This window comes from Rhizobium sp. P2_G9, from assembly GCF_056403475.1.
Genome location: NZ_JBFUFK010000011.1, coordinates 55948 through 78330 on the forward strand (window position 1 = coordinate 55948; position 22383 = coordinate 78330).

Annotated in this window: 24 protein-coding genes; 9 read left to right on the top strand and 15 right to left on the bottom strand. The window is 61.0% G+C overall.

From position 1 onward, the window contains the following. Window positions 1–178 precede the first annotated feature (178 nt). Window positions 179–1267, top strand: coding sequence for a helix-turn-helix transcriptional regulator (locus tag AC1DYF_RS11150; protein ID WP_477876794.1), 1089 nt, complete (start codon window positions 179–181; stop codon window positions 1265–1267). On the opposite strand, the gene AC1DYF_RS11155 is transcribed toward AC1DYF_RS11150, so the two are convergent. Further along, entirely contained in the window at window positions 1268–2053 is a 786-nt protein-coding gene (locus AC1DYF_RS11155; RefSeq protein WP_477876795.1) for a VOC family protein, read from the bottom strand. A 94-nt stretch (window positions 2054–2147) separates the two neighbouring features. On the opposite strand from AC1DYF_RS11155, the gene AC1DYF_RS11160 reads away from it, so the two are divergent. After that, the gene (locus AC1DYF_RS11160) at window positions 2148–2603 is read left to right on the top strand and encodes a MarR family winged helix-turn-helix transcriptional regulator (protein ID WP_477876796.1); all 456 of its coding nucleotides are present in this window, start codon (window positions 2148–2150) and stop codon (window positions 2601–2603) included. Here AC1DYF_RS11160 and AC1DYF_RS11165 read toward each other — a convergent pair. Continuing rightward, window positions 2600–3025, bottom strand: a complete 426-nt coding sequence (locus tag AC1DYF_RS11165) for an organic hydroperoxide resistance protein (protein WP_477876797.1) — start codon at window positions 3023–3025, stop codon at window positions 2600–2602. The genes AC1DYF_RS11160 and AC1DYF_RS11165 overlap by 4 nt on opposite strands. A gap of 120 nt (window positions 3026–3145) precedes the next feature. On the opposite strand from AC1DYF_RS11165, the gene AC1DYF_RS11170 reads away from it, so the two are divergent. After that, the gene (locus AC1DYF_RS11170) at window positions 3146–3580 is read left to right on the top strand and encodes a MarR family winged helix-turn-helix transcriptional regulator (RefSeq protein ID WP_477876798.1); all 435 of its coding nucleotides are present in this window, start codon (window positions 3146–3148) and stop codon (window positions 3578–3580) included. Window positions 3581–3589: 9 nt separating this feature from the next. Here AC1DYF_RS11170 and AC1DYF_RS11175 read toward each other — a convergent pair whose 3' ends face one another. After that, the gene (locus tag AC1DYF_RS11175) at window positions 3590–4285 is read right to left on the bottom strand and encodes a helix-turn-helix transcriptional regulator (protein ID WP_477876799.1); all 696 of its coding nucleotides are present in this window, start codon (window positions 4283–4285) and stop codon (window positions 3590–3592) included. Window positions 4286–4449: 164 nt separating this feature from the next. On the opposite strand from AC1DYF_RS11175, the gene AC1DYF_RS11180 reads away from it, so the two are divergent. Then, window positions 4450–5088, top strand: coding sequence for a LysE family translocator (locus AC1DYF_RS11180; protein WP_477876800.1), 639 nt, complete (start codon window positions 4450–4452; stop codon window positions 5086–5088). Here the strand turns inward: AC1DYF_RS11180 and AC1DYF_RS11185 are convergent. After that, a complete protein-coding gene (locus tag AC1DYF_RS11185; protein ID WP_477876801.1) occupies window positions 5036–6247 on the bottom strand; it encodes a glycosyltransferase family 87 protein in 1212 nt (403 codons plus the stop codon). The two genes, AC1DYF_RS11180 and AC1DYF_RS11185, sit on opposite strands and share 53 nt — an antisense overlap. 246 nt (window positions 6248–6493) lie before the next feature. Between AC1DYF_RS11185 and AC1DYF_RS11190 the strand changes: the two genes are divergently transcribed. After that, a complete protein-coding gene (locus tag AC1DYF_RS11190) occupies window positions 6494–6931 on the top strand; it encodes a c-type cytochrome (protein WP_477876802.1) in 438 nt (145 codons plus the stop codon). A gap of 129 nt (window positions 6932–7060) precedes the next feature. Beyond that, window positions 7061–7972: a c-type cytochrome gene (locus AC1DYF_RS11195; RefSeq protein WP_477876803.1), complete on the top strand. Its 912-nt coding sequence runs from the start codon at window positions 7061–7063 to the stop codon at window positions 7970–7972. A 45-nt stretch (window positions 7973–8017) separates the two neighbouring features. Here AC1DYF_RS11195 and AC1DYF_RS11200 read toward each other — a convergent pair whose 3' ends face one another. Continuing rightward, complete coding sequence (locus AC1DYF_RS11200; RefSeq protein ID WP_477876804.1) at window positions 8018–10120, bottom strand: S9 family peptidase; 2103 nt, start codon at window positions 10118–10120, stop codon at window positions 8018–8020. 134 nt (window positions 10121–10254) lie between these two features. Here AC1DYF_RS11200 and AC1DYF_RS11205 point away from each other — a divergent pair, with 134 nt between their 5' ends. Next, window positions 10255–11037 carry a polysaccharide deacetylase family protein gene (locus AC1DYF_RS11205; RefSeq protein WP_477876901.1) on the top strand — a complete coding sequence of 261 codons (783 nt, stop codon included), beginning with the start codon at window positions 10255–10257 and terminating at the stop codon, window positions 11035–11037. Between the two features lies 1 nt (window position 11038). On the opposite strand, the gene AC1DYF_RS11210 is transcribed toward AC1DYF_RS11205, so the two are convergent. The 3 genes from AC1DYF_RS11210 to AC1DYF_RS11220 all read right to left on the bottom strand — a co-directional run bounded on the left by AC1DYF_RS11210 (window position 11039) and on the right by AC1DYF_RS11220 (window position 14445). After that, window positions 11039–11431 (bottom strand): helix-turn-helix domain-containing protein, encoded by a 393-nt coding sequence (locus AC1DYF_RS11210; protein ID WP_477876805.1) that lies wholly within the window; start codon window positions 11429–11431, stop codon window positions 11039–11041. A 164-nt stretch (window positions 11432–11595) separates the two neighbouring features. Next, entirely contained in the window at window positions 11596–13038 is a 1443-nt protein-coding gene (locus tag AC1DYF_RS11215) for an FkbM family methyltransferase (protein ID WP_477876806.1), read from the bottom strand. Between the two features lie 93 nt (window positions 13039–13131). Further along, window positions 13132–14445 carry a hypothetical protein gene (locus AC1DYF_RS11220; protein ID WP_477876807.1) on the bottom strand — a complete coding sequence of 438 codons (1314 nt, stop codon included), beginning with the start codon at window positions 14443–14445 and terminating at the stop codon, window positions 13132–13134. 275 nt (window positions 14446–14720) lie between these two features. Between AC1DYF_RS11220 and AC1DYF_RS11225 the strand changes: the two genes are divergently transcribed. Next, on the top strand, window positions 14721–15860 hold the full coding sequence (locus AC1DYF_RS11225) for a trans-sulfuration enzyme family protein (RefSeq protein WP_477876808.1): 1140 nt from the start codon (window positions 14721–14723) through the stop codon (window positions 15858–15860). 158 nt (window positions 15861–16018) lie between these two features. Here the strand turns inward: AC1DYF_RS11225 and AC1DYF_RS11230 are convergent, their stop codons facing one another. The 4 genes from AC1DYF_RS11230 to AC1DYF_RS11245 all read right to left on the bottom strand — a co-directional run bounded on the left by AC1DYF_RS11230 (window position 16019) and on the right by AC1DYF_RS11245 (window position 18402). Then, a complete protein-coding gene (locus tag AC1DYF_RS11230; RefSeq protein WP_477876809.1) occupies window positions 16019–16372 on the bottom strand; it encodes a DoxX family protein in 354 nt (117 codons plus the stop codon). Window positions 16373–16433: 61 nt separating this feature from the next. Beyond that, the gene (locus tag AC1DYF_RS11235; RefSeq protein ID WP_477876810.1) at window positions 16434–16823 is read right to left on the bottom strand and encodes a nuclear transport factor 2 family protein; all 390 of its coding nucleotides are present in this window, start codon (window positions 16821–16823) and stop codon (window positions 16434–16436) included. Window positions 16824–16967: 144 nt separating this feature from the next. Beyond that, window positions 16968–17702 (bottom strand): SDR family oxidoreductase, encoded by a 735-nt coding sequence (locus tag AC1DYF_RS11240; RefSeq protein ID WP_477876811.1) that lies wholly within the window; start codon window positions 17700–17702, stop codon window positions 16968–16970. Window positions 17703–17814: 112 nt separating this feature from the next. Further along, window positions 17815–18402 carry a TetR/AcrR family transcriptional regulator gene (locus AC1DYF_RS11245; RefSeq protein ID WP_477876812.1) on the bottom strand — a complete coding sequence of 196 codons (588 nt, stop codon included), beginning with the start codon at window positions 18400–18402 and terminating at the stop codon, window positions 17815–17817. 352 nt (window positions 18403–18754) lie between these two features. On the opposite strand from AC1DYF_RS11245, the gene AC1DYF_RS11250 reads away from it, so the two are divergent. After that, window positions 18755–19291, top strand: a complete 537-nt coding sequence (locus tag AC1DYF_RS11250; RefSeq protein WP_477876813.1) for a hemerythrin domain-containing protein — start codon at window positions 18755–18757, stop codon at window positions 19289–19291. A gap of 43 nt (window positions 19292–19334) precedes the next feature. Here AC1DYF_RS11250 and AC1DYF_RS11255 read toward each other — a convergent pair whose 3' ends face one another. The 3 genes from AC1DYF_RS11255 to AC1DYF_RS11265 form a co-directional block, all read right to left on the bottom strand. Further along, window positions 19335–20225: a YsnF/AvaK domain-containing protein gene (locus tag AC1DYF_RS11255; protein ID WP_477876814.1), complete on the bottom strand. Its 891-nt coding sequence runs from the start codon at window positions 20223–20225 to the stop codon at window positions 19335–19337. Then, window positions 20226–20621: a YsnF/AvaK domain-containing protein gene (locus AC1DYF_RS11260; RefSeq protein ID WP_477876815.1), complete on the bottom strand. Its 396-nt coding sequence runs from the start codon at window positions 20619–20621 to the stop codon at window positions 20226–20228. 521 nt (window positions 20622–21142) lie between these two features. Further along, entirely contained in the window at window positions 21143–22324 is a 1182-nt protein-coding gene (locus tag AC1DYF_RS11265) for an MFS transporter (RefSeq protein WP_477876816.1), read from the bottom strand. Window positions 22325–22383 lie beyond the last annotated feature (59 nt).

Genomic DNA, 22383 nt, shown 5'->3' on the forward strand with positions numbered 1-22383 from the left:
TGCCCCCCCTGATCAGGGTAGATCGCATGGCAAAGCCGTGAATATCTTGCCAAGTGCAATCGTTTTAGACATAGTTAAACAAATGCTACACGTCCACGTAAGGCGGGATACTGTAGTGGCGCCAGCAAATCCGCGCCGATGCCAGATTACCTTAAATGTCGCGTGTTCGGGTTGAGGCATGATTGACCAGAATCGCATACGCACTGCAACGGAGGCCATTGTCGCGGCGGCACTGCTCGGCGAGGACTGGTCCGCGCCGCTTGCCGGCCTGGCCATGGCCGCAGGCGCACGCGACGCCGTGCTGATGCGCAACACCGAAAGCCGCATGGTGACGGCGGTGGTGACGGAGCAGGCGGCCGAAGGCGTGGCGGCATTTGTCGCCGGCAAGGCGCCGCCCAATTCGCGCTATGCCCGGGTCCGCATCGGGCCGCAGCATGGCTTTCGCGTCGACTATGACGATTACAGCGAGGATGAACTCCGGCGCGATCCGTTCTACCAGGAGTTCCTGCAGCCGGCCGGCGTCTTCTGGCATGCCAACGCCGTCTTGCATGAGAGCCGCGGCGAGCATGTCGAGCTGAGCTTCAAGCGCCGCAAGGCCGCCGGACCCTATAGCCGCGGCGATGCCGAGGCGCTCGACATCATCCTTCCAGATCTTCGCGCCGCAAGCCGCATCACCCGGCAAATGCTCGATGCCGAAGCGCGAGGCGTCGTGCGCATGTTGAAGAACCGGGGGCTCGCGACCTTCGAGATCGATCGCTGGGGCAGGGTGATTGCGGTGCACGAGCGCGGCGTCGAAGGGCTGCCGGTCGATGTCGTCCACCAGCGGCTAACAGCTGTCGATCGATCGTCCCAGGCGGGGCTCGACCGGGCGATTGCCGCAGCATTGCGGCCGGATGCCGGACGGATTGCGCTTGCCGCCCTCAGCGGCGCCGACAGCCGCCGCTATATCCTGCAGGTGCATCCTCTTCCGGATCGCGCCCGCGACCTGTTCCTGGCGGCGTCGGCTGTGGCGGTGCTGATCGAGAGGGATAAGCCGGCAGGTTATTCGCTCGCCTCGGCACACAATATCGCGCCAGTCTTCGGTCTCACCGAGCGGGAGGCTGAGGTCGCTTGCCTGCGCGCCGAGGGCCTGGAATTTGCGGCCATTGCTGTTCTGCTGAAAATAAGCCCGGACACCGCCCGGACTTATCTGAAATATGTCTATGACAAGATCGGCATCAGCCGCCAGGCGGAGCTTGTGGCGCTGATCACCCGACTCCTGGATTAGTTATCCGCGTGGGCCGGTGACGGCGAAATAGGCGCCCTGCGGATCGGTGCATTGTGCGATGAAGCCGCCGCCGGGCACTTCCGTGGGGCCGTTCAAGAGCATGCCGCCGCCGGCCTTGACCTTGTCGATGGCGGTATCGATCCCCGCGACCATGAAATAAAAGCCCCAGCACGGCATCGGTATATTCGGCGTCTTGGTCATCATGCCGCCGGCCATCTTGCCGTTATGGTCGAAAACGAGGTAGGTCCCCATCTCGCCCATGTCCATTTCCTGGTTCTTGGTCCAGCCGAACAGTTTGGAATAGAAGTCGAAGGCGGATTTCCATTCGTCGGCATAGAGTTCGTTCCAGCCGACCAGACCAGGCGTCATCGGGTCGAGTTCCGGTGGCATGGTTTCCGGCGGGATCGGCTTGAAGATGCAGATCACTGCGCCCTGCGGATCGGCAATCACCGCGAAGCGGCCGACAGTGGGAATATCGTCCGGCGGACGGCGGATCGAGCCGCCCAGTTCCGTGACCTTTTTGGCTGCGGCATCGACGTCGTCGACATAGACATAGCCGGTCCAGTTCGGCGGCACGCCCATCGACTTCAGTTCGTCAGGAAGCGGCATCATGCCGCCGACGCCGCGCTCTGTACCGGCGACGTTGAAGATGGTGTAGGTCATGCCTTCACCCATCGACATCGGCCTGGTCGTCCAGCCGACAACGGAGCCGTAGAACGTCTCGGCTGCCGCAGTATCGGTGGTCATCAGTTCGTGCCAGACGAACTTGCCGTGCAAGTCGCTCATGATCATCTCCTCCATTGGGTAGAATATCTGGCGTCCGCACCGCTATCCTCATGTGGTGCTTGACTATTTCCGTTGATATCAACATATTCTGGGCATGTCAAACCAACTGCTGATTCCTTTTTCCACGACAATCCTCATCCGGGACTGCTGTCTCTGTCTGCATGCGCAACGGGCGGCGCGCACCCTGGCCCGGCATTTCGACCGGGTGCTGAAGCCGTTCGGCATGACCAACGGCCAGTTTTCGCTGATGATGTCGCTGAACCGGCCTGAACCGGCGCCATTGGCTTCGGTCGCCACATTGCTCGGCATGGACCGTACCACGCTCACGGCTGCAATCAAAGTGCTGGAGGGCAGGGGCTGGATCAAAGTCGCCAAGGGGGCGCAGGATCGGCGGGAGAAATACCTGGCGCTGACCGATGAGGGGCAGTCGGTTCTCGCACCGGCCGTCGACGTCTGGCGCGAGACGCATGAGGAGATCGAACGAAAAATGCCGCAGGGCGAAGGCGATCGCCTGCGGCATGGATTGAATCTGCTGGCAGCTCTCGATTAGGCCGCGACGGTCACCGGCACTTCGGTCGAAGTGCGCATGGCGTGGCTATAGGGGCAGACGATGTGCGCCTTGGCGGCGAGGTCTTCCGCCACGGCGTGGTCGACGCCGGGAATATTGACGGTCAGCGCCACTTCGATGCCGAAGCCGCCGCCATCCTCGCGCGGGCCGAGGCCGACCGTTGCGGTGACGGTCGTTTCCGCGGGGATCTTCACCTTGGCCTGGCCGGCGACGAATTTCAACGCACCGAGGAAGCAGGCCGAGTAGCCGGCAGCGAAGAGCTGTTCGGGATTGGTGCCGGCTGCGCCGTCGCCGCCGAGCTCCTTCGGCGAGGTCAGCGTCACCTGCAGATTGCCGTCTTCCGACTTCGAGGAACCGACGCGGCCGCCGGTGGATGTTGCGCGGGTGGTGTAGAGGATGGGCATGGAAGTCTCTCCGTTTGAAATTGACAAAAGCGATATAGCGCCAATTTATATTGTGCACAATATAATTTTGCAAAATATTTTCGTTCGGCTATATTGGGCAGAAAGGAGAATGCCGAACCGATGAACGACGCCATGCTGAAGCTCGACAACCAGCTTTGTTTCGCGGTCTATGCCGCCTCGCATGCCTTCACCAAGGTCTACAAGCGGCTGCTCGCCGATCTGGGCCTCACCTATCCGCAATATCTGGTGATGCTGTTCCTCTGGGAAAAGAAGGTGGCGCTGGTCACCGAGATCGCCGCGGCGCTCGGCCTCGATACGGGGACGCTGTCACCGCTGTTGAAGCGGCTGGAAAAGACAGGCTTCATCCGCCGCGAGCGTAGCCGCGAAGACGAGCGGCAGGTCGCCATCCATCTGACGCCCGAGGGTCTGGCAGCGCACAAGCTCGGTCTCCAGGTCGGCGAGGGGATCGCCAAGGCGACCGGCTGCGACCTCGAGACTTTTGGCCAATTGTTGAGCGGCGTGAAGGCGTTGCGCCACAATCTGGAAGCCGCCTGAGAAGCGTCTTCAGGCGGCAGGCTGGTTGATCTGCCAGCCGGCGATCCAATCCGTCCGCAGCCGATCGCCCTCGCCGGTGAAGAAGGCCTCGACCGTGCGGCTTGTCGTGATGCGGTCGGAACGGAAGTTTCTCAGCGCCGTGCGCAATTCGCACCAGCCGACCAGATTGGTATAGGCGGAATAGTAGATCAGCGCGATCGGCCTGACCACGCGATTGGTGTCTCGGCCCTGCTCGTCGCGATAGCCGATCTCCAGCTTCTGCTCGTCGCGGATCGCCTGGCGGATCATGCCGAGATCCACGCCTGGCGGTTCCGGCGCCACCGTGCCCCAGGCATAGAGCGCATTGCCCATCACCACTTGCCTGAGCGGCGGCGGTACGGCGGCGGCGATCTTGCCGGTGACACGTTCGGCGGCATCCTTCAATTGGCGATCGCCGGTGCGCTGCAGCAGTGCCAGCGCCAGAACGATCGCCTCGGTCTCCTCGATCGAAAACATCAGAGGCGGCAGGTCGAAGCCTGCGCGCAGGATATAGCCTATGCCGCGGCCGCCCTCGATCGGCACGCGCATCGCCTGAAGCGCCGCGATATCACGATAGATCGAACGGACAGTGACCTCCAGCCGGTCGGCGATCGACTGCGCGGTCACCGGCTTGCCGGCGAGTTTCAGGATCTGGATGATCTCGAACAGCCGCGATGCCTTGCGCATCCGGATCTCCTTCGAAAAGTCTGGCTCCACCGAAAAAGCCTGACCGCAGGGAACACTCCTGACACAACGCTGTCAATTGGCTTGCGCTATCTCATCCGCACAAAGACCTGAAATTATGGAATTTCTGGGAAAATAACCCGGACAAACGACAAAGGCCTCCTGACATGAATTACGCGGAAAATCTCTGGCTCTACACGGCACTTCTCTTCGGCATCATCATCGTGCCCGGCATGGACATGCTGTTCGTGCTGACCAACGCCCTGACGGGAGGGCGCGGTTCGGGCTTCGCGGCCGTGTTCGGCATCATGCTCGGCGGCATGGTGCATACATTGACCGGCACGCTGGGCGCCACGGTGCTGGCTTTCGCCATGCCCTGGCTGCGCGAGCCGCTGATCCTCTTCGGCGCCGCCTACATGGTCTGGGTGGGCTATGGGCTGATCCGCAGCACGATCACGGTAGACAGAGCCGATGGGGTGCGTGTCAGGAGTTATGCCACAACATTCCGGCAGGGGTTGCTCACCTGCCTTTCCAATCCCAAGGCCTATCTGTTCATCATGGCGGTTTACCCGCAATTCATGAAGCCGCAATACGGCCCGTTCTGGCAGCAGGCGGTGGTGATGGGGGCGCTGACGATCGTGATGCAGTTCCTGATCTATGGCGCCATCGCGGTTTCGGCCGCTGCGAGCCGCCAGTTGCTCCTGACAAACCATTCGGCGACGATCTATACCGGTCGTGCCGCCGGCGGGCTGATTATCCTGGCGGCACTGTGGACGGCCTGGGAGGCGTGGGTGATGTTCCATTGACCGACAGCCTGGCTTCGTCGACCAGAAGTGCGGCAAAGGTGGCGAGCAGGATGAGCGGGGTCAGCGGCAGGCCCGCCTGGCCAAGCGGCAGCATGGCAATCGGCAGGATGGCGACGAGAATCAGTGACAGCCGGAGTGGCAATGCCAGCTGTGATCGCTCTCGATCCAGCGGCCAAAGCGCGGCAAAGGTCGCAAGCGCTCCGAAATCATAGGCGACGGAGTAGGGCACGACCAGCATATTGGCGATCAGCATAGCGAAGGCTCGGGCATGGGGATTGGCGAGCCGCCAAAGGATCAGGAGGAACAGGGCGAAACCGATCAGGGCAAAGGGCAGATGGATGCCCATCGCAGTCGCCGCATCGAGCCCGAGGCTGCGCGCCGAGCCGAAGGCCGAGCCGATCATATGCGGAAAATCGCCGCCAAACGTGTTCATGATCTCAGTCTGCTTAGGCACGACATAGTGCACATAATCGGACCAGCTCTCAGGGCCGAAGGCGAAGACCGAGAGCATGACGAGCATGATTGTCGTCGCAGTGGCCGCAGCGATCACGGTCCAGCGTCGTTCATATATCAGCAGCAGCGGTAGGAGGAGGCCGAGCTGCGGCTTGAACGTCAGCAGCCCGAAGAGAATACCCGCCATCACCGGCTTGCGGTCTCTGAGGGCTAGCCCGCCGACCATCAGCGCAGCCGTCAGGAAGCCGTTCTGCGTAGCAACAAGATTGCCGACGATGAATGGCGTCAGCAGGATGGCGGCAACTAGCGTCCAGCTCGGCCGCAAGCTTTGCACCGCGAGCAGGTAAAGTGACAGCGTGAAGCCCAGGAACAGCGCCATGGCCGGCATATATCCGAACAGGCCAAGCGGCAGCAGGAACAGTACCGCATGCGGCGGATAGCTCCAGTTATGCGGTGGATAATCGGCGCCGAATACGGTCTTCATCGCCGCGAAATAGTTGTCCGGCTTACCGAACAGGAGGGAGCCATGGCCGTCGAGCATCAAATGTCCGGCCATCCAGTAATTGGCGAAGTCCTTGTTCTTCACTTGAAACGGCAGCAGGTCGACCGGCGGACTCGAAAACGTCAGCGCCATCGCTGCTGCCGCCGCAACCATGACGACGGTGAGGACGAGAATCAGGGGGCGCAAGGATTGCCGCTGTTGCATCGAATGATCCGCAGGAACCCGTTTCGGGTCGTATCCTTATAGCCGACGGATCGTTGCCGGGTGGTGAACAATCACTTTTTAGCGACGTGACACCAGTTTTCTCGGGATTTTCTCGGGGGGAGAGGCCGCACTTCAACATAATCTCACCAAAAAGTTATTTTGCTTTTCCGCCCAATTTGTAATGTCTAACTGTTTGAATCAGTGGCCTGATATGTCTGGGCTCAAACGCAACTGGAGATCACCAATATGATGAAGAGAATACTGGCGGCCAGCATCCTCTGTCTGTTCGGCACGACCGCCGTTCTTTCCGCCGAGAACATGCATGATGCCCGCTCGCAAGCGATGAAGACGATTGGTGGCGCCGTGGGCGGGCTTGTCGCAATCGCCAAGGGCCAGAAGCCCTATGATGCCGGCGCCGTGAAGGCGTCGCTGACAAAGATCAGCGAGACGATCAAGGTCTTCCCGACCCATTTCCCGTCCGGCTCAGAAAACGATGATGATGTTGCCAGCCCGAAGATCTGGGCCAACATGGATGACTTCAAGGCGCATGCCGCCAAGCTTGGTTCAGATGCCGATATGCTGCTGGCGCAGCTTCCGGCCGACCAGGCTGCCGTCGGTAACGCGCTCAACACGCTGGGCAACGATTGCGGCGCCTGCCACCAGACCTATCGCCTGAAGAAGTAAGGTTCTCTCCTGTCCGCCGCAGCAATGGTCTTCGGACGTGGCTGCGGCGGCTTTTCGTATGAGAGGGCCTCTGGTCTGCATCCGTAGGCCATGGCAAATTCGCCCAAACCAAAGCGGGAGAGAAAGCATATGGCGGGCAAAGTGGTGAAGGCGATCGGCGGTCTGATCGTTCTCGGCGTGATCGGCGCCGGCGCGTTTCTCTATATTACCCGGCCGCAGCCGATGCCCGATTCCTATTGGAGCCAGGCCGGCACACCCGATGTCAAGAACGGCGAACTGGTGTTTTCGATGGGTGGCTGCGTCTCCTGTCACAAGGCGCCGGACGCCAAGCCCGGGCAGGAATTGACCTTGTCGGGAGGGCTGGCTCTGAACAGCCCATTCGGCACTTTCCACGTGCCCAACATCTCGCCTGACGACAATGCGGGCATCGGCAAATGGACGCTCGCCGAATTCGGCAACGCCATCACGCGCGGCGTCGGCCCTGATGGCAGTCATCTCTATCCGGCTTTGCCTTACAGTTCCTATATCCGCATGACGCCCAAGGATGTCGGCGACCTCTTTGCCTATATCAAGACGCTGCCGAAGAGCAGCAATGTCGCCCCGGCGCACGAGATCAATTTCCCCTTCAATATAAGGCTGCTGCTCGGAGGCTGGAAGTTCCTCTATCTCGACGATCAGCCGCGCATCCAGATGGCGACCGCCGACGAACAGGTGAAGCGCGGCCAGTATATCGTCGAAGGACCCGGCCATTGCGGTGAATGCCATACGCCGCGCGATCAGTTCGGCGGCTTCAAAGCCAATATGTGGCTGGCCGGCGCCCCCAACCCGGAAGGCAAGGGCAAGATACCGGATATCACGCCCGGCGGCGCGATCGCCTCGTGGAGCGAGGACGACATTGCCGGCTATCTCGAAAACGGCATGACGCCGGATTTCGACACGGTCGGTGGCTCAATGGTCGAGGTGCAGAAGAACATGGCCAAGCTGCCCAAGGAAGACCGCGCAGCCATCGCAGCTTATTTGAAGGTCATTCCGAAGCGCTGACTATCGCGGCCGGCGCGCGAGATTGTTCGGCGCCAGCCCGCAATATCATGTCCGCTTGCCGCACACTTTAAGTGCGAAAGCATATTCGTAGGCGATTTCCTCAAGCCGCTGGAAACGGCCCGAGGCGCCGCCGTGGCCGGCACCCATATTGGTCTTGAGCAGGATGGCGTTGCCGCTGGTGGAGAATTCCCGGAGCTTCGCCACCCACTTGGTCGGCTCCCAATAGGTGACGCGCGGGTCGGTCAGGCCCGACAGCGCCAGGATCGGCGGATAGGGTTTCGCGCCGACATTGTCATAGGGCGAATAGGAGGCGATATTCCTGTAGTCGGTGATGCTTTCGATCGGATTGCCCCATTCCGGCCATTCCGGCGGGGTCAGCGGCAGCGTGTCGTCGAGCATGGTGTTGAGCACGTCGACGAAGGGCACCGCGGCGATGATGCCGCCGAATTTCTCCGGCGCCAGATTGGCGATGGCGCCCATCAGCATGCCGCCGGCCGAGCCGCCCTCGGCGACGATCCGGTCATAGGCGGTGAATGTCTCGGCCACCAAGTGGTCGGCTGCGGCGATGAAATCGGTGAACGTGTTGGTCTTGTGGCCCATCTTGCCGTTTTCGTACCAGGCAAAGCCCTTTTCCTTGCCGCCGCGGATATGGGCGATGGCATAGACGAAGCCGCGGTCGACCAGCGATAGCGCGTTGGTGTTGAAGCCGGCGGGAATGGTGATGCCATAGGCGCCATAGCCGTAGAGCAGGCAGGGCGCCGAGCCGTCAAGCGGCGTATTCTTGCGGTAGAGCAGCGACACCGGCACTTTCTGGCCGTCCGTGGCGGTGGCAAAGATCCGCCGGGTGACATAGTCCTCGATAGTGTGGCCGGACGGCACTTCCTGGGTTTTCAGCAGCACGCGCTCGCGGGTGCGCATGTTGTAGTCGAAGAGCTGGGTCGGCGTGGTCATCGACGAATAGCTGAAGCGGACCCAGTCGGTGTCATATTCGAGCGCGCCGCCGAAGCCGAGCGAGTAGGCTTCCTCGTCGAAGCCGATGGCATGCTGCTCGCCGGTGGCGCGGTCGCGGATGAGGATGCGCGGCAGGCCCTCGTGGCGTTCCATCCAGACGAGATGGCCCTTATAGGCATCGACGGAGAGGATCAGCGTGCCGGACCGGTGCGGCACGACCTCGGTCCAGTTCTCCTTGCCAGGCGATTCAACGGGCGCCTGCATGATCTTGAAATCCTTGGCATCTCCGTCATTGGTCAGGATGAAGAAGACGTCACCGCCCTCGGCCATCTCATACTCGATGCCGGTGTCGCGCACCGCGATCAGCTTCGGCTCCGCCGTCAGGTCCTTGGTCGACAGGATGCGGTATTCCGAGGTCTCGTGGTCATGGATGTCGATGAAGATATAGTCATCCAGCGACGAGCCGCCGACGCCCATGAAGAAGCCCGGATCCTCTTCCTCATAGACCAGCCGGTCGGCCGATTGCGGCGTGCCGAGGATATGATGGAAGACTTTTGAAGGCCGGTGATTGTCGTCGAGCATCGTATAGAAGAAGCTCTGGCCATCCGGCGCCCAGGTGCCGCCGCCGCCGGTGCTCTCGATCACGTCGGGCAGATCCACACCTGTGGCGAAATCGCGGACCTTGACGGTAAAGAATTCCGAGCCCTTGTCGTCATAGCCCCAGAGGCCCTTGTCGTGACCGGACGTGTGATTGATGCCCGACATGCGGAAATAATCCTTGCCCTCGGCCTCGCGATCGCCATTGAGCAGGATTTCCTTGATGCCGTCGCCGCCATCGCGCTCGATGCGGAAATAATGCGCCTGCTCGCCGCCGGTGACGAACAGCGAGCCATAGGCATAGGGGCCGTCCTTCATCGGCACGGAGGAATCGTCCTCCTTGATGCGGCCGCGCATTTCCTTGAACAGCGTCTTGCGCAGTTCCTCCGTGTCGGCCATGGCGGCGTCCTGGTAGGTATTCTCGGCCTCCAGGTAGCGGCGGATGTCCGGGTCGAGCACGGATGTGTCGCGGAACACGTCCTGCCAATTGTCGGCCCGCAGCCAGGCATAATCATCCGTCCGGGTGATGCCATGGCGGGTGTCGGTCGCGGGTTTCTTTTCGGCTTTCGGAGGTGAGGGAAGATTGTTGAAAAGGGCCACGTTATACTCTCTCAGGAGATGCTCTTGTCCGCCAGACATAAAGGGCTGATGCTGCGACTTCAAGGCGGCTGGCGCTCGATGAGGAATTGGCCTATGAGCGCGCCGGTGAAATGCGTGGATATGATGGAATGACGATATCTAGACTTCTGGCCGGCTTCGCAGCGCTCGCAGTTTCGGTGGCATGCCTTGCGGGTGCCGCAGTGCCGACGACGACGCCGATCCTGCCGAAGCCCCATGCCCATGCCAACCGTCTGCTGGAGCCGACCCTGAAGCTCAGCAGCACCACGCCGGGCCAGACGACTGTGGCACTGACCTTCGACGCCTGCATGGGCAAGGCCGATCACCGCATCCTCGATGCGCTGGTCGACAACCATATTCCGGCGACCATTTTCGTCACTGCCCGCTGGCTGAAGCACAATGCCGAGGCCTTTGCCATCATGCAGGCGCATCCCGATCTGTTCGAGATCGAGGATCATGGCCTCAACCACATCCCGGCCGTCGATCGCCCGGCCAGCATCTATGGCATCAAGTCGGCGGGTTCGCCTGAGGCGGTGGCGCTGGAGGTCGAGGGCGGCACGGACGCGATCGTCAAGGCCGGTGCGACGAAGCCGAAATTCTTCCGTGGTGCGACGGCAAAATACACGGCATCGTCGATCAAGCAGATTGAGGCGCTGGGCTACAAGATCGCCGGCTATTCCGTCAATGGCGACGGCGGCTCGCTGCTCGGCCGCGTCGCCACCGAGCGCAACTATGCGCGCGCCAAGGATGGCGACGTGATCATCTCGCATATCAACCAGCCGACACATGACGCCGGCGAGGGCGTAGTGGCCGGTATTTTGGCGTTGCAGAAGCGCGGCTATCATTTCGTCCTGCTGCGCGACCAGCCGGAAGTGCTGGGGCAGACGGCGCAGCGGTAAGTCAGGCGGAAAGGTTCGAGCTGATTATCGGATAGGGCTTTACCAGGATATCGCCGGGAATCTGCCATCCGTCGACCAGCTTACGGATCATGCCAAGCGTCAGAGGACGATGCTTCGACAATATCTCGGAGGCGCGCGACGCTGAGCCGAGTAGGTTGGCGAGATCACTCTGACCATAGCCCTTATTCTGCATGAAACCGGTCAGGAATTCGATTGGATCGATGTCATCGATCGGCCAATGCCGGGCTTCGTAGGCATTTACCAGATCGGTCAGCACGTCGAAGCGGTCAGCCTCAGCGGTAACCGGTTCCGGCAGATGGTCGAAATAGTGCTCGATTTCGACAAGAGCCCAATCATAGTCGGCTTCGGTTTTGAGAGAGCGGATATCATTCATCACACTGTCCTCGCATCGATCCTGTCATATTCGGCATGCGTTCGGTTGCCTCGCCGGAGGGGGGCGGCTGTAAAATGCCTTGAGCGTTTTCAAAGAAATGACATTCCGGCAATTTTCCCATTGTGGGAAATGTGGCGAGTTCTCTTCCTGACTTCAACTCTATTCTAAACGCCGGCAATCTCCTGCCAAATCTGCCAGTTCGGCGAAGTGTCCCGCTGCAGCAGCGGATGATCCGAGCCGATATTCAGCGGCAGTCCGCGGCGGTGGGCGGTCAACACCAGGCGGCGGTCGATGCTCGGACTATGGCCCGGGCGGCTGGCAAGGGCGGCGAGCGGCTCGATCGGATCGTTTGCGAAATAGCCGGAATAGGATTGGCGGATTTCGATGAATTCTCGCAGGATATCGGGCAGGTGCTCGAAAGCCTGGCCGAGGTCGCGGTGATAAAAATTCGGTGCCGGCGGCAGGAAGGGCGATTTGAGCGTCGCCAGCGTTGCCGGCGGCAGGCCGGCGAGTTTTCTGGCGATGCCGATGCTGACACCGCGCTCGCCGAGCAGGTGGCAGAGATTGAGGCGCAGCAGCCAGAGCGCCACGTCGCCCTTGCCGGAGTTGGCCATCGCCGTCACCCGCGCCAGTGCCTCGCGCGCCAAGGCGAAGCGTTGTCCAGCAGGGAGTGACTGATCGCGTGCCATCAGGCAGGCCGAAAGCGCCAGTTCATGCTCCGGGCTCGGTGGGACGGCGTTGCGCCAGGCGCTTTCATATTTCTGGGCGAAGGGCAGGGCAAATAGTTGTTCTCGCCAAGCTGTCGCTGGGAGGGGCGATATTGCCGCCTGTGGTGTGATCAGCAGGTTTCGTGCGGTGAGCGTCTCCGCTCGGTCGGCTTTGCAGGCGAAGAGATTGAGCAGAAAACCGTCAGGCGATGCCGCGTCGAAGGGCACCAGGGCACCAAGGCCCGGCGCCAGCCGATAGATGCCGTAGCCGAGCGCCTGGAAGGCCTCGATCAGGCCGTGATTGACTTCGGCGCCGTGTTTGAGCTCGAACATGACCAGCGGCGATTGTCGGCTGAAGAAATTGGCGCCGCCGGACAGGATTTTGACTTCCTCGCCTTCGGCATCGAGCTTGACGAAGTCGATTCCCGCGTGGATGCCCTCGCGTTCGAGGAAAGCGTCCAGCGCATAGAGTTCGATTCGCTCGCGCTCGCCGCCTGCGCCATAGAGCGAATTGGTCTCGCTGTTGCCGGAGACGGAAATCTCGGCCGCGCCGTCATGGTCGGACAGGCCGGCATGGACCCAGCGCATGCGGTCGGCGAGACCGTTGAGCGCGATGCTTTGCGCCATCATCCGGCCGGGTGTCACCGTTGGCTCGAACGCCCAGACATGGCCGGATGTCAGGGCAGACGCGATGCTGAGCCCGTAGACGCCATGGTTGGCGCCGATGTCGAAGGTATTCATCTCGGGCGTCACGAGCGAGCGGATGAAGTCCATCTCGTCCTCGAACCAGTCCTCCTGTTCGAGCAGGATATAGCCGGTCATCAGTTGGATCGTCGGGCTGACGCAGACGCGCACGCCGTTCTTGATGGTGATGGGCCAAGGGGCAGGCATGGTCGACATGAGCGCTTTCCGGTCAAACAGGATCAGCTGTTGACTATCGGCAAACGCTTGCCCGGGCCTGTCAGCCGGCACGCTCTACGACCATTCGCGGGTTCAACTGAGTGCGTTGCGCGCCTTGAAGCCGAGATAGACGGAATGGCTGATCCCCATGAGGATCAGGAGATTGTTGTCGAAATCGACAAAGCGAAAATTATAGACCACATGCCAGATGAAGATCGCGCCGAGGATCAGCGTCCACATAAACGCCTGCAACCGATAGAGCTGCGGTCCGTGCTCGTCCGACAGGATATCGAACAGGAAACCGCCGGAAGGGCGCTTCGCGGCCGACTCGTCGGTGAGTTGGACGGCCGCCAGTCCCGTTGCGCCGCTGATGCCCAGGAGCACCAATATGCCCGGTGTCACAAGATTCTGATATTGGCCGGTGGATAGCCWGATGAACACGAAGCCAATGCTGGACAGGATCAGCCAGAAGGCCATCTGGCTTTTCGCCAGGCTGTAGGTGCCGCGCAGGACGCTCGCCGCCGCGTTTGGACCGGCTAGCCTCGCAAGAGATCTGTCCAGCCGCATGATCTCTGCATCCGCACCGGAGATCCTCGTCTTTTTTGCGTCATCGGTTTCGCCAGCTGGGGCAGCGTCACGAAGCACCTGGGCCTTTGTCCGTTGATCGTCCAGCTCCGCGCCGGTCCAGGTCTGGTCGCCATCGCGCAGGATCGACGATTGGCGGACGTAAAGAATGAAGCTGATGATCAGGAGGCTGAGCGCCATGGCGCCTGCAATAGTGACGCCCTTATAGAAAACGATGAGGACGGTTGCCTGTTTCATCACGACTTCCGGCGTGTCCGTGCGCGACCGGGACAGACCGACCGCGATCGATTTTTCAGAAAAGCCGGAGTCGGAATGCAGCAGGTCTCGCCAGAATTCCGCCGATTCCTTGGACGCATCCTCCTGCGCCGTGAGTGTGATCAGGATTGTCTGCGGCGTCGCGATCGGCTTGGCTTTCTGCTCGAGATGATCCGCCCTGAGATTGTTGAGAAATATGGACAGGGGAATGGTGGCCGACTGGTCCGGGTTCTTCTCCATGGCGGCTGAAGCACCCGAGACGATCAGGCAGAGCGTGTGCTCGAAGGAGGTTCGCTTTGGCCAGGCGAAGTGGAGGGTCAGCTTGTCGGAGGCATTGCCCCAGAACCACGTCGTGTCGTCGACAGCAGCCTTTTCGGTGTCTTTGTTGACAGCAGCCTTGCGGGCGTCTTTGTAGACGCCTGCCTTCTCGGCTTCAACGCCGCATGTTTCAGCGCTGACAGCGTCGTCGCTGCTTGGCTGAAGGTAAAAAGCAGTAAGGCTGATGCAGATAATCAGTGCGACCGCGCCAAGGATCGCCAATGCACGGCTTATTTCGCGCTCTTTCATCGCCCCCTCCGTCACAGGCCTCTCCCGGCACAACACTGTTGGAGCCGGGTTTTGGGCAATGGCCTGCAACTCATACGATAGTTCAATTATGAGGGGAGGTCAATTGCGGCGTGCACCTCGGCTCCCGCCGATTTTGCCGGACATGCGGAACCGGTCTCACGACAGCGATCAGTGCCTGACCACGGAGCGTTGGATTTTCCCGGGCCTGCCGTTATAGGCTGAAGTCGACATGCATCCGACGGCGATTGCGCCGGCGGCAAGAAGAGGAGATGGTGATGGAATGGTCGAAGGCGAGCCTGCTGGCACAGGCGATGGGCAAGATCGACGAGGCAACGCGCGCGGTGACGCCGCCCATCCATGTCAGCTCGACCTTCATCCGCGATCCGGACAACCAGTACCGATCGGGAAACATCTATGGCCGGCCCGACAATGAAACGGTCCGTGAAGCCGAAAGCGTGCTGACCATGCTCGAAGGCGCGGCCGCGTCGATGCTGCTCGGCTCCGGCATGTCTGCGGCCACGGCGGTGTTCCTGGCGCTGCAGCCCGGCGACCATGTGGTGGCGTCGGCTGTGATGTACTGGGCTTTGCGCAACTGGCTGAAGAACGATGCGGCCGGCTGGGGCCTGAAGGTCGATTTCGTCGACACGACCGATCTCGATGCACTTGCCGGCGCCGTCCGGCAGGACGAGACCAAGCTCGTCTGGATCGAGACGCCGTCCAACCCGATGTGGTCGGTGACCGACATTGCCGGCGCTGCCGCGATCGCCCATGGCGCGGGCGCCCGGCTTGCGGTGGATTCGACGGTGGCGACGCCGATCCTGACGCAACCGTTGTCGCTCGGCGCCGACATCGTCATGCATTCAGCGACCAAATATCTCAACGGCCATTCCGATGTCCTCGCGGGCGCGCTGTGCACCGCGCGCGAGGACGATTTCTGGGCGCGCATCAAGCGCGTGCGCTCGACGCTCGGCCAGATTCTCGGCCCGTTCGAAGCCTTTCTGCTGCTGCGCGGCATGCGCACGCTCGATCTTCGCGTGCGGGCGATGAGCGCCTCGGCCATGGCGGTCGCGAAGCATTTCGCGTCCGATCCGCGGGTGCTGGAGGTGCTCTATCCCGGCCTGCCTGTCCATGCGGGCCACGCGATTGCGGCGCGGCAGATGCAAGATGGCTTCGGCGGCATGCTGTCGATCCGCGTGCGGGCCGGCGAGGAAGCGGCGGTCCGGACCGCGGCGAATGTGAAACTCTGGAAGCGCGCGACCTCGCTGGGCGGGGTTGAATCGCTGATCGAGCACCGCGCCTCGATCGAGGGGCCGGGGACGCCGTGCCCGAGCGATCTGCTCAGGCTGTCGGTGGGGCTGGAGACGCCGGGGGATTTGATCGAGGATCTTGGGGCTGCGTTAAGAGCAAATATGTGAATGGAGGCTGCGGCCGCGCTTTGTGGGTTGCGCTGTGGCCCTCAGGGATTGTCATGCGGGTGCGAAGAGCCGGGGACGAAATCGCGTGAATTTTTCAAGCACTTTGCGCCCGAAGCCGACGCGGATGTTCGAACCTTGAATCGAAGCGAGGATGGAAGCTACAGCCATCGTCTCCGCCTTGCTGTCAGGCGAGCGACGAGACCACAAAGACCCAGGACAATGAGAGGAGGTATCGCATGCGCATACTCGCCATGGAACATAACCGTAGCCGCAGCCGCCAGCATGACGGTACTCCCGAGCAGTGAGCCGTAAAGGCGCAATGGTTTGAAGATGAGCATGACCGCGGTCGTGAGCTCGCAGATGGCGGTCAGATAATGAAAGCCTTGCGGATAGCCCCACCGGGCGTAATCCGCGGCAACTTCGGGACTGACGAAGGTGTTGCCATAGGCCCCTATGACGAAGAAGCCTCCAAGCAGCCAGACAAGGACGTTTCCTGGGTGAAATCCGGGCATGAAGGAGGCTTTCTTCTCGAATCCCGATCGGGGCAGGTTGACGGGAAGAGCACGGGTAATCTCAACGCGACGGCGCTTGAAGAGCGAGCCTGCGGCTCGCCAGGCGCCAGCCTTGCGGTGTTCGCCGCAGCTCGTCGGTGTAAGTTACGCTCGCCACTGCGCCGTTCGACAACAGGCCGAGGCCCTTTGACTCGGCCAGGATCTCGTCGTTGGGGCCTTCGTGAACGAACACATTCGTGGTGTGATGCGCGCTTGCGTGGCCCTCCTGGCTCGCCATGTGGCGGATCGCTGCAATGCCTGTGACCGGGGGAAACCCAAAAACGCTCGAGTCAAAAAAGGCATCCTCGGTAAAGACTTCACCGAACCGGTCCCACGCATGGTTGTCCACGAGATGTGCCCAGAGCGAGAGGATTTGGTTGATCTCGACGATGTCGTCCGTCGTTGGTTTCATTTCTCATGGTCCTTGAAAGGGATGGCGTGCAATTTCGCTGCCATGCTGGAGGTCGGATGCAGCGTCCTTCCGGGACGTCAATATCCCCGCCTCACTGATCGCTCCTGTGAATGCCGGGCCTATAAAGTGCCCGGCTGAAAGCGATCACCAGTTGATCGGGCCCTGCGTGTTGAAAAACCGGCCGCTCGGTCCGGCGTCGTCCAGCAAGGCATATTTGACCGATGCCTTGACGCCGTCCTCGATGGTGACGTAGCCGCTGCCCCTGTTCAAATCGGTCATGACATAGCCGGGGCAAATGGAGTTGACCTTGATCGGCGTGTCGCGCAATTCGAAAGCAAGCTGCACAGTCAGCATGTTGACTGCGGCCTTGGAGGCGGCATAACCGAGCCATTTGACATGGGGGTTCGGGTTCCCCGGATCGCCGTTCCACCAGAGCGATCCCACACTGCTCGACAGGTTGACGATGCGTCCGCTGGCGGCCTGGCGGATCAGAGGCAGCATTTTCTGCGTCACGATCACGGTGCCGATGAAATTGACCTCGAGTGTTTCCCGCATGGCGTCCGTCGCCACGACACCCGGAAAATCGTCGGTGTCGAGCAGCAGGATGCCCGCATTGTTGATCAGGATGTCGAGCCTGCCAAAACGCTCGCCGATCGAAGACGCGGCAGCGTCAATCGTATCAGGCCGATTGAGATCGATTTCGATTGCCTCGACTGCCAGCCCCTCGGCGCGTAGGGCGTCAGCCTTTTCCTTTCCGCTTGCCAGATCGCGTGCGCCGAGAAGGATGAACACGCCCTCACGGCCGAGCTGGCGAGCCGTTTCAAAACCGAGGCCGCGGGTCGCGCCGGTGACGAGTGCGATCTTTTGATGTGTGGGCATTCATTTTCTCCGGGCAGGCGCGCCTTGCTGGGCGACGCTGTTTGCAATGACGTTGCTCAGCAACGCATTGTGAAATTGCACGGAAAATTATGTCTGTCAATGACAAATGTCACTAGGTGACATTTTGTTGGAATTGGACGATGCTGGCCGCCCGGTCGAAGAAATCGGGCAGCGACATTGCAGCTCCTCCCTCCACCCAACTGCTGATCGATGCCCGAATGAGCGCGAAAACTGTTCCCGCGATCGTATAGGCGACAATATCCGGGAGCGGAGACGGTCTGTCCGGGGAGGCGAGGATATGGGCGACTTCGTCGATCAGCTCGGCAATCATCTGTTCCTTTCGCGCGGAAATGCTCCTGTTGGAACGGATTGCCGTCTCGATGGTGAGGAAGAAGCGCGATTTCTCCTCGAAGGCCATCAGCATCGCCCGCGCAGCGGCAAGAAGGGCTGCTACGGGCGGCTCCGACTTGAGCCGCTCCTTCAGCTCTTCCCGGATGATCGTCATGCCGTCCTGCACCCAGCTGACGATCACGTCCTCCTTTGTCGGGAAATAACGCAGCAGCGTACGGGGCGAAACGCTGACGGCAGCAGCGATATCGGCGACGGTCGTCTCCTCGAATCCGCGCTTGTGGATTAGGTCCAGCCCGGCCTCAAGCAGCTGCGTTCGCGTGCGATCCTTCTTGTCTTCCCGGAGTCCCAAAATTTTCTCCACGCTGAATGCGATGGGCTTCTTTTGACACATAATGCCATTTGTCGTCCAGCGACAGAGATACGGCTTGGAGTCAAGCGACTTCACGCTTTTGAGGACGGTGACTCTGCATTCCCAGAGACTGGCGCCCCAATGAGACGGAAAGCAGCCCTTCGTGCCGCGTGCATCACTCCTTCTCCACAAGCCCGTCCAACACCGCTCCTACCGGCCCGGTCAAAGTCGATCGTCAGCATATTTCCCTCGATTGCCGAACTCGCGGTGGAACACCCAGTCGCCGATCGCAAAGGCCGAAAGCGTGCACCTTCGACTTCGCCACCGGTTCGCCCTAAATTGCCAAATCGAAATGAAGCTTCGTGCAAGTCTTGCGAATGCTTCGCGAGCGACAATGCGACGACACGAACCGGAGAAACAAATGATCACAGAACATGTCGCGCAATGGACCAATCGCCAAAGGGAGCAGTTCCGGCTTTGTGATGCCCTTGACCAGATGGCCGAGCGCCTACCGCTGTTCGAGGTCCAGGCGTGCGCGGAAGTCGTTTCGAAAATGCTGTCGACACTTTCGTCGGCTCACGCTTATGAGGAGGGCGAATTGTTTCCGCGGCTCGAGGCAAGCTCGTCACAGATCGGCGGCGTGCTATCGATCTTTCGAGCCCACCACGCTGAAGACCGCGCGGAAGCAGAGCGGATCGCGTCGTTGATTGCAGACATGGCGGAACGGGGTGTGATGGACGTGATTGCGCAGTTGAAAATTCAAATGCCGCTCTTCGCCCGCAGTCTGCGCAGGAACGTCCAGTTCGAACAGGCGATCTGCCGCGCCTTGTTTGCCGCGGCAAAATCTTCGACGGAGCAGTCGGGAACCGTGCGCCGGATGGCGTCGTAGAGAATGGGCAGGGTGGGGCCGCATTGCGGCCCCGTCTGCAGCTTCACTTCTTCCAGGTCTGGTTCTGGCCGGGCTGACGTTGGCCCTGGAGACCCGGGCTCTGCGTGTTGCGCTGATCCTCGACCTCGACCTCGGTATGGCGGACGCTGTCGTCGACGGTTTCAGTCCGCTGGCTTTCGGATTTCTTCAGCACCACTTCCTCGGTGACCCGGGCGTCCTTCCGGACCACGGGCTGTTCGTGATGCTCTTCCGCTTCGATGGTCCGGTCGCGGAAAGCCGTGTCGGCGTCGGTGATCGGGCGATCGACATTGCGCCGCTCGACAGACACGTTTTCGTCCCGCAGTGCGACGGCTTCGGAAACCGGAGTGTCGACCACATAAGAACGAACGCGCACGCTGCCGCTGTTGACATCGCGCTTGCCGATCTTGAGGTCCTCCTTGACGACCGGAATGACGTCCTCGCCCGAGGTGGATCGATCGACCGCAAAAGCGTCTTCCGTGGTGCGTGACGCCTGGTCGGCGCGAAGGGACGACGCTGAGCGATCGAAGCCGGGATTGCTCGGCGTCCATCCTTCGGCGCGCCAGCTGTCGGCCCATTCGTCGACGTCGATCGTGCCTTCGTCATCGAGAATATCGAGCGCCTGGCCGTGCTGCGTTTCTGTGACATTGCTGACGGTCACGAGATAACCGCCCCGGCGCAGACCTTCCGCATAGACGGCGCGGTCGTCATCGGGGAAAAAGAAATCGCCGAGTGCAGCCCAAAAGCCGCGGCTTTCGCCGACGTCGGTGGCAGCGACATTGTCGGATTCGTTGCCGGGAACGAGCCGGACATCGCTCTGCGCAATCCCTGCGGCGACGAGGTCACGCGTTGCCTCTTCGGCGTCGGAGCGATCTCGGAAGAAGGCTGTCAGTGTACGCGCATTTTGGGTTTCCATTTAACTCTCCTGTTGGTTTTTCTCTGGGTCAATCACTTCCCGTTCGACGATCGCCTGCTGTTTGCGCACTGTGACGGGCACTCGTACGGTCTGCTGGTCGCGCCTTCGCATCACGTGCAGCTCTTCCCGCAGCACCAGCCTCTTCTCGACCACGAGGACTTCTTCAATAACGGGAATGATCGTCGTATCGCCTTCGACACGAACCTCGGGGGCAGTGGTCACGATTTTGTCGATCGGCACCCTCTTTACCTCGACGTCGCAGTGTTCGAGATCAGCAGTGGCATGCTCCACGATTTCCTGGGTGACGGTCTGCACCCGCACACGTCCGGTGATCCGCTCTTCGACGCCGATGCTGATTTTTTCTTCCGCCAGGGGAATGCGTATCGATCCGTTCATGCCTGTTCCTTTCATTTGGGAACGATCGCGGAGTCGCTTAGTTCCGAAGTTTTACCCGGAAGAGGCAAGATCATAGCTTGGCAGGGTGAAATGAGTGCTATCCGGCATTATGCCATGTCGCCATGGGGGTAAGCATGGAGAAAGTCACCGAAGCGTAGGCCCGTCCGTTTCAGACCGACGTGTCCGCGGAAACCGGCCATGTTCCCGCCGTGAAGCTTTCAAACATTGCGGGAGTTCGGGTGAAGCGCTCGGTCGGACGGAACGGGACACGCCTGGCGTTTCGTTGCCCGCAGCGAGAAATCGGCAAAATCACTACGTCTTCCATACCCGTCGTGGCCGATTGACACGGTCGAGTCTTCGAGAGTCAAAAGTGTTCGGCCCGCCAAAGGTTCCTTCGTGTCAATCGGGCAAGGCCTGCGCCAGGGCGCGGAGACACCGCCATCTTGCCCCCAACCGGCCGCCTGGCAGATGGTGGCCAAGATGCCGGGATCGCTTCGCGCCGAAGGTGGGCGCGAGGGTGGTTACGTCAGGAGCGGACGTGGGGCGGCAGCACCGCTACGCCTTTCTTGCGCAGCGGAGAGCATGGCGACCACGCAGGCCAGTGCAAGGGCCACGGCACCTAGCACCGGCAAGCTGCGATAGCCATATCCGCCATCGAGCAGACCGGCGCCGACCATCGCTGCGATGGCAATGCCGATATTGAAACCCGACGGGATGAGCGAAGACGCCAAAGTCGGCGCATCGGCCGTCCACATCAGGATACGAGCCTGAACCGGGGTACCGATGGCGAAATTGAGAGCACCCCAGACGAAAATCGTCGCGGCCATCGGCCATGGATAGGGGCTGACCAGGTAAAGAGTGACGAGCACGCCGGCCTGGACGGCAAGCATGACGATCAGCGACGGCATCAGTTTCCAATCCGAAAGCCGCCCGCCGATCAGGACACCCAGCGTTGCCCCGACGCCATTGAGCAGCAGTATCCAGGGAATGACCATGGCATTGAGGCCCGTCACCTCCCTGAGCAGCGGCGTGATATAGGTGAAAGGCACCATTTGCCCGATCATCAGCGCCAGCACGATGATCAGCGAGGTCCAGACCTGCTGGCGGCCGAGCACGCGCACTTCGCGGCTCAGATGACTGGAATGCTGAACTTCTGCTTGCGTCTGCGGGATCAAGGCCCAGATTGCGGCCAATGCCAGGACGCCGACCACCGTCATTGCCCAGAATGTCGCCCGCCATCCCCAGAGCCCGCCGATCGCCGCACCCGCAGGCACGCCGATAATGTTCGAGACTGTCAAACCGGCGAGGATCACGGACACGGCACGCCCCCGAAACGCCTGCGGTACCAGGCTGATCGCAACCACCATGGCAATGCCGAAATAGGCGCCATGCGCGATGGCCGTGGCAATTCGGAAAAGCAGCATGGCGGCGAAGCTGGGCGCGAGTGCGCAGGCGATTTGCCCCAGGCAGAAGGCGATCGTCAGGACGATGAGAATGGTGCGGCGTGAGACACGTCGTGTCGCCATGGTCAATAGCGGTCCGCCGACGGCGATGCCCAAGGCATAGCCGGAGACAAGGTAGCCGGCAAACGGGATCGAGACGTGTAGTCCGGTGGCGACATCCGGGAGGATGCCGGCGATGACGAATTCGGTGGTGCCGAATGCGAATGCGGCCAGGAACAGGGCGAACAGGGGTAGGGGCAAATCCGGCTCCAGTGGGAGGAGATATAAGGATTTCTTTATGTCATGTGGAGTGTTGGGGC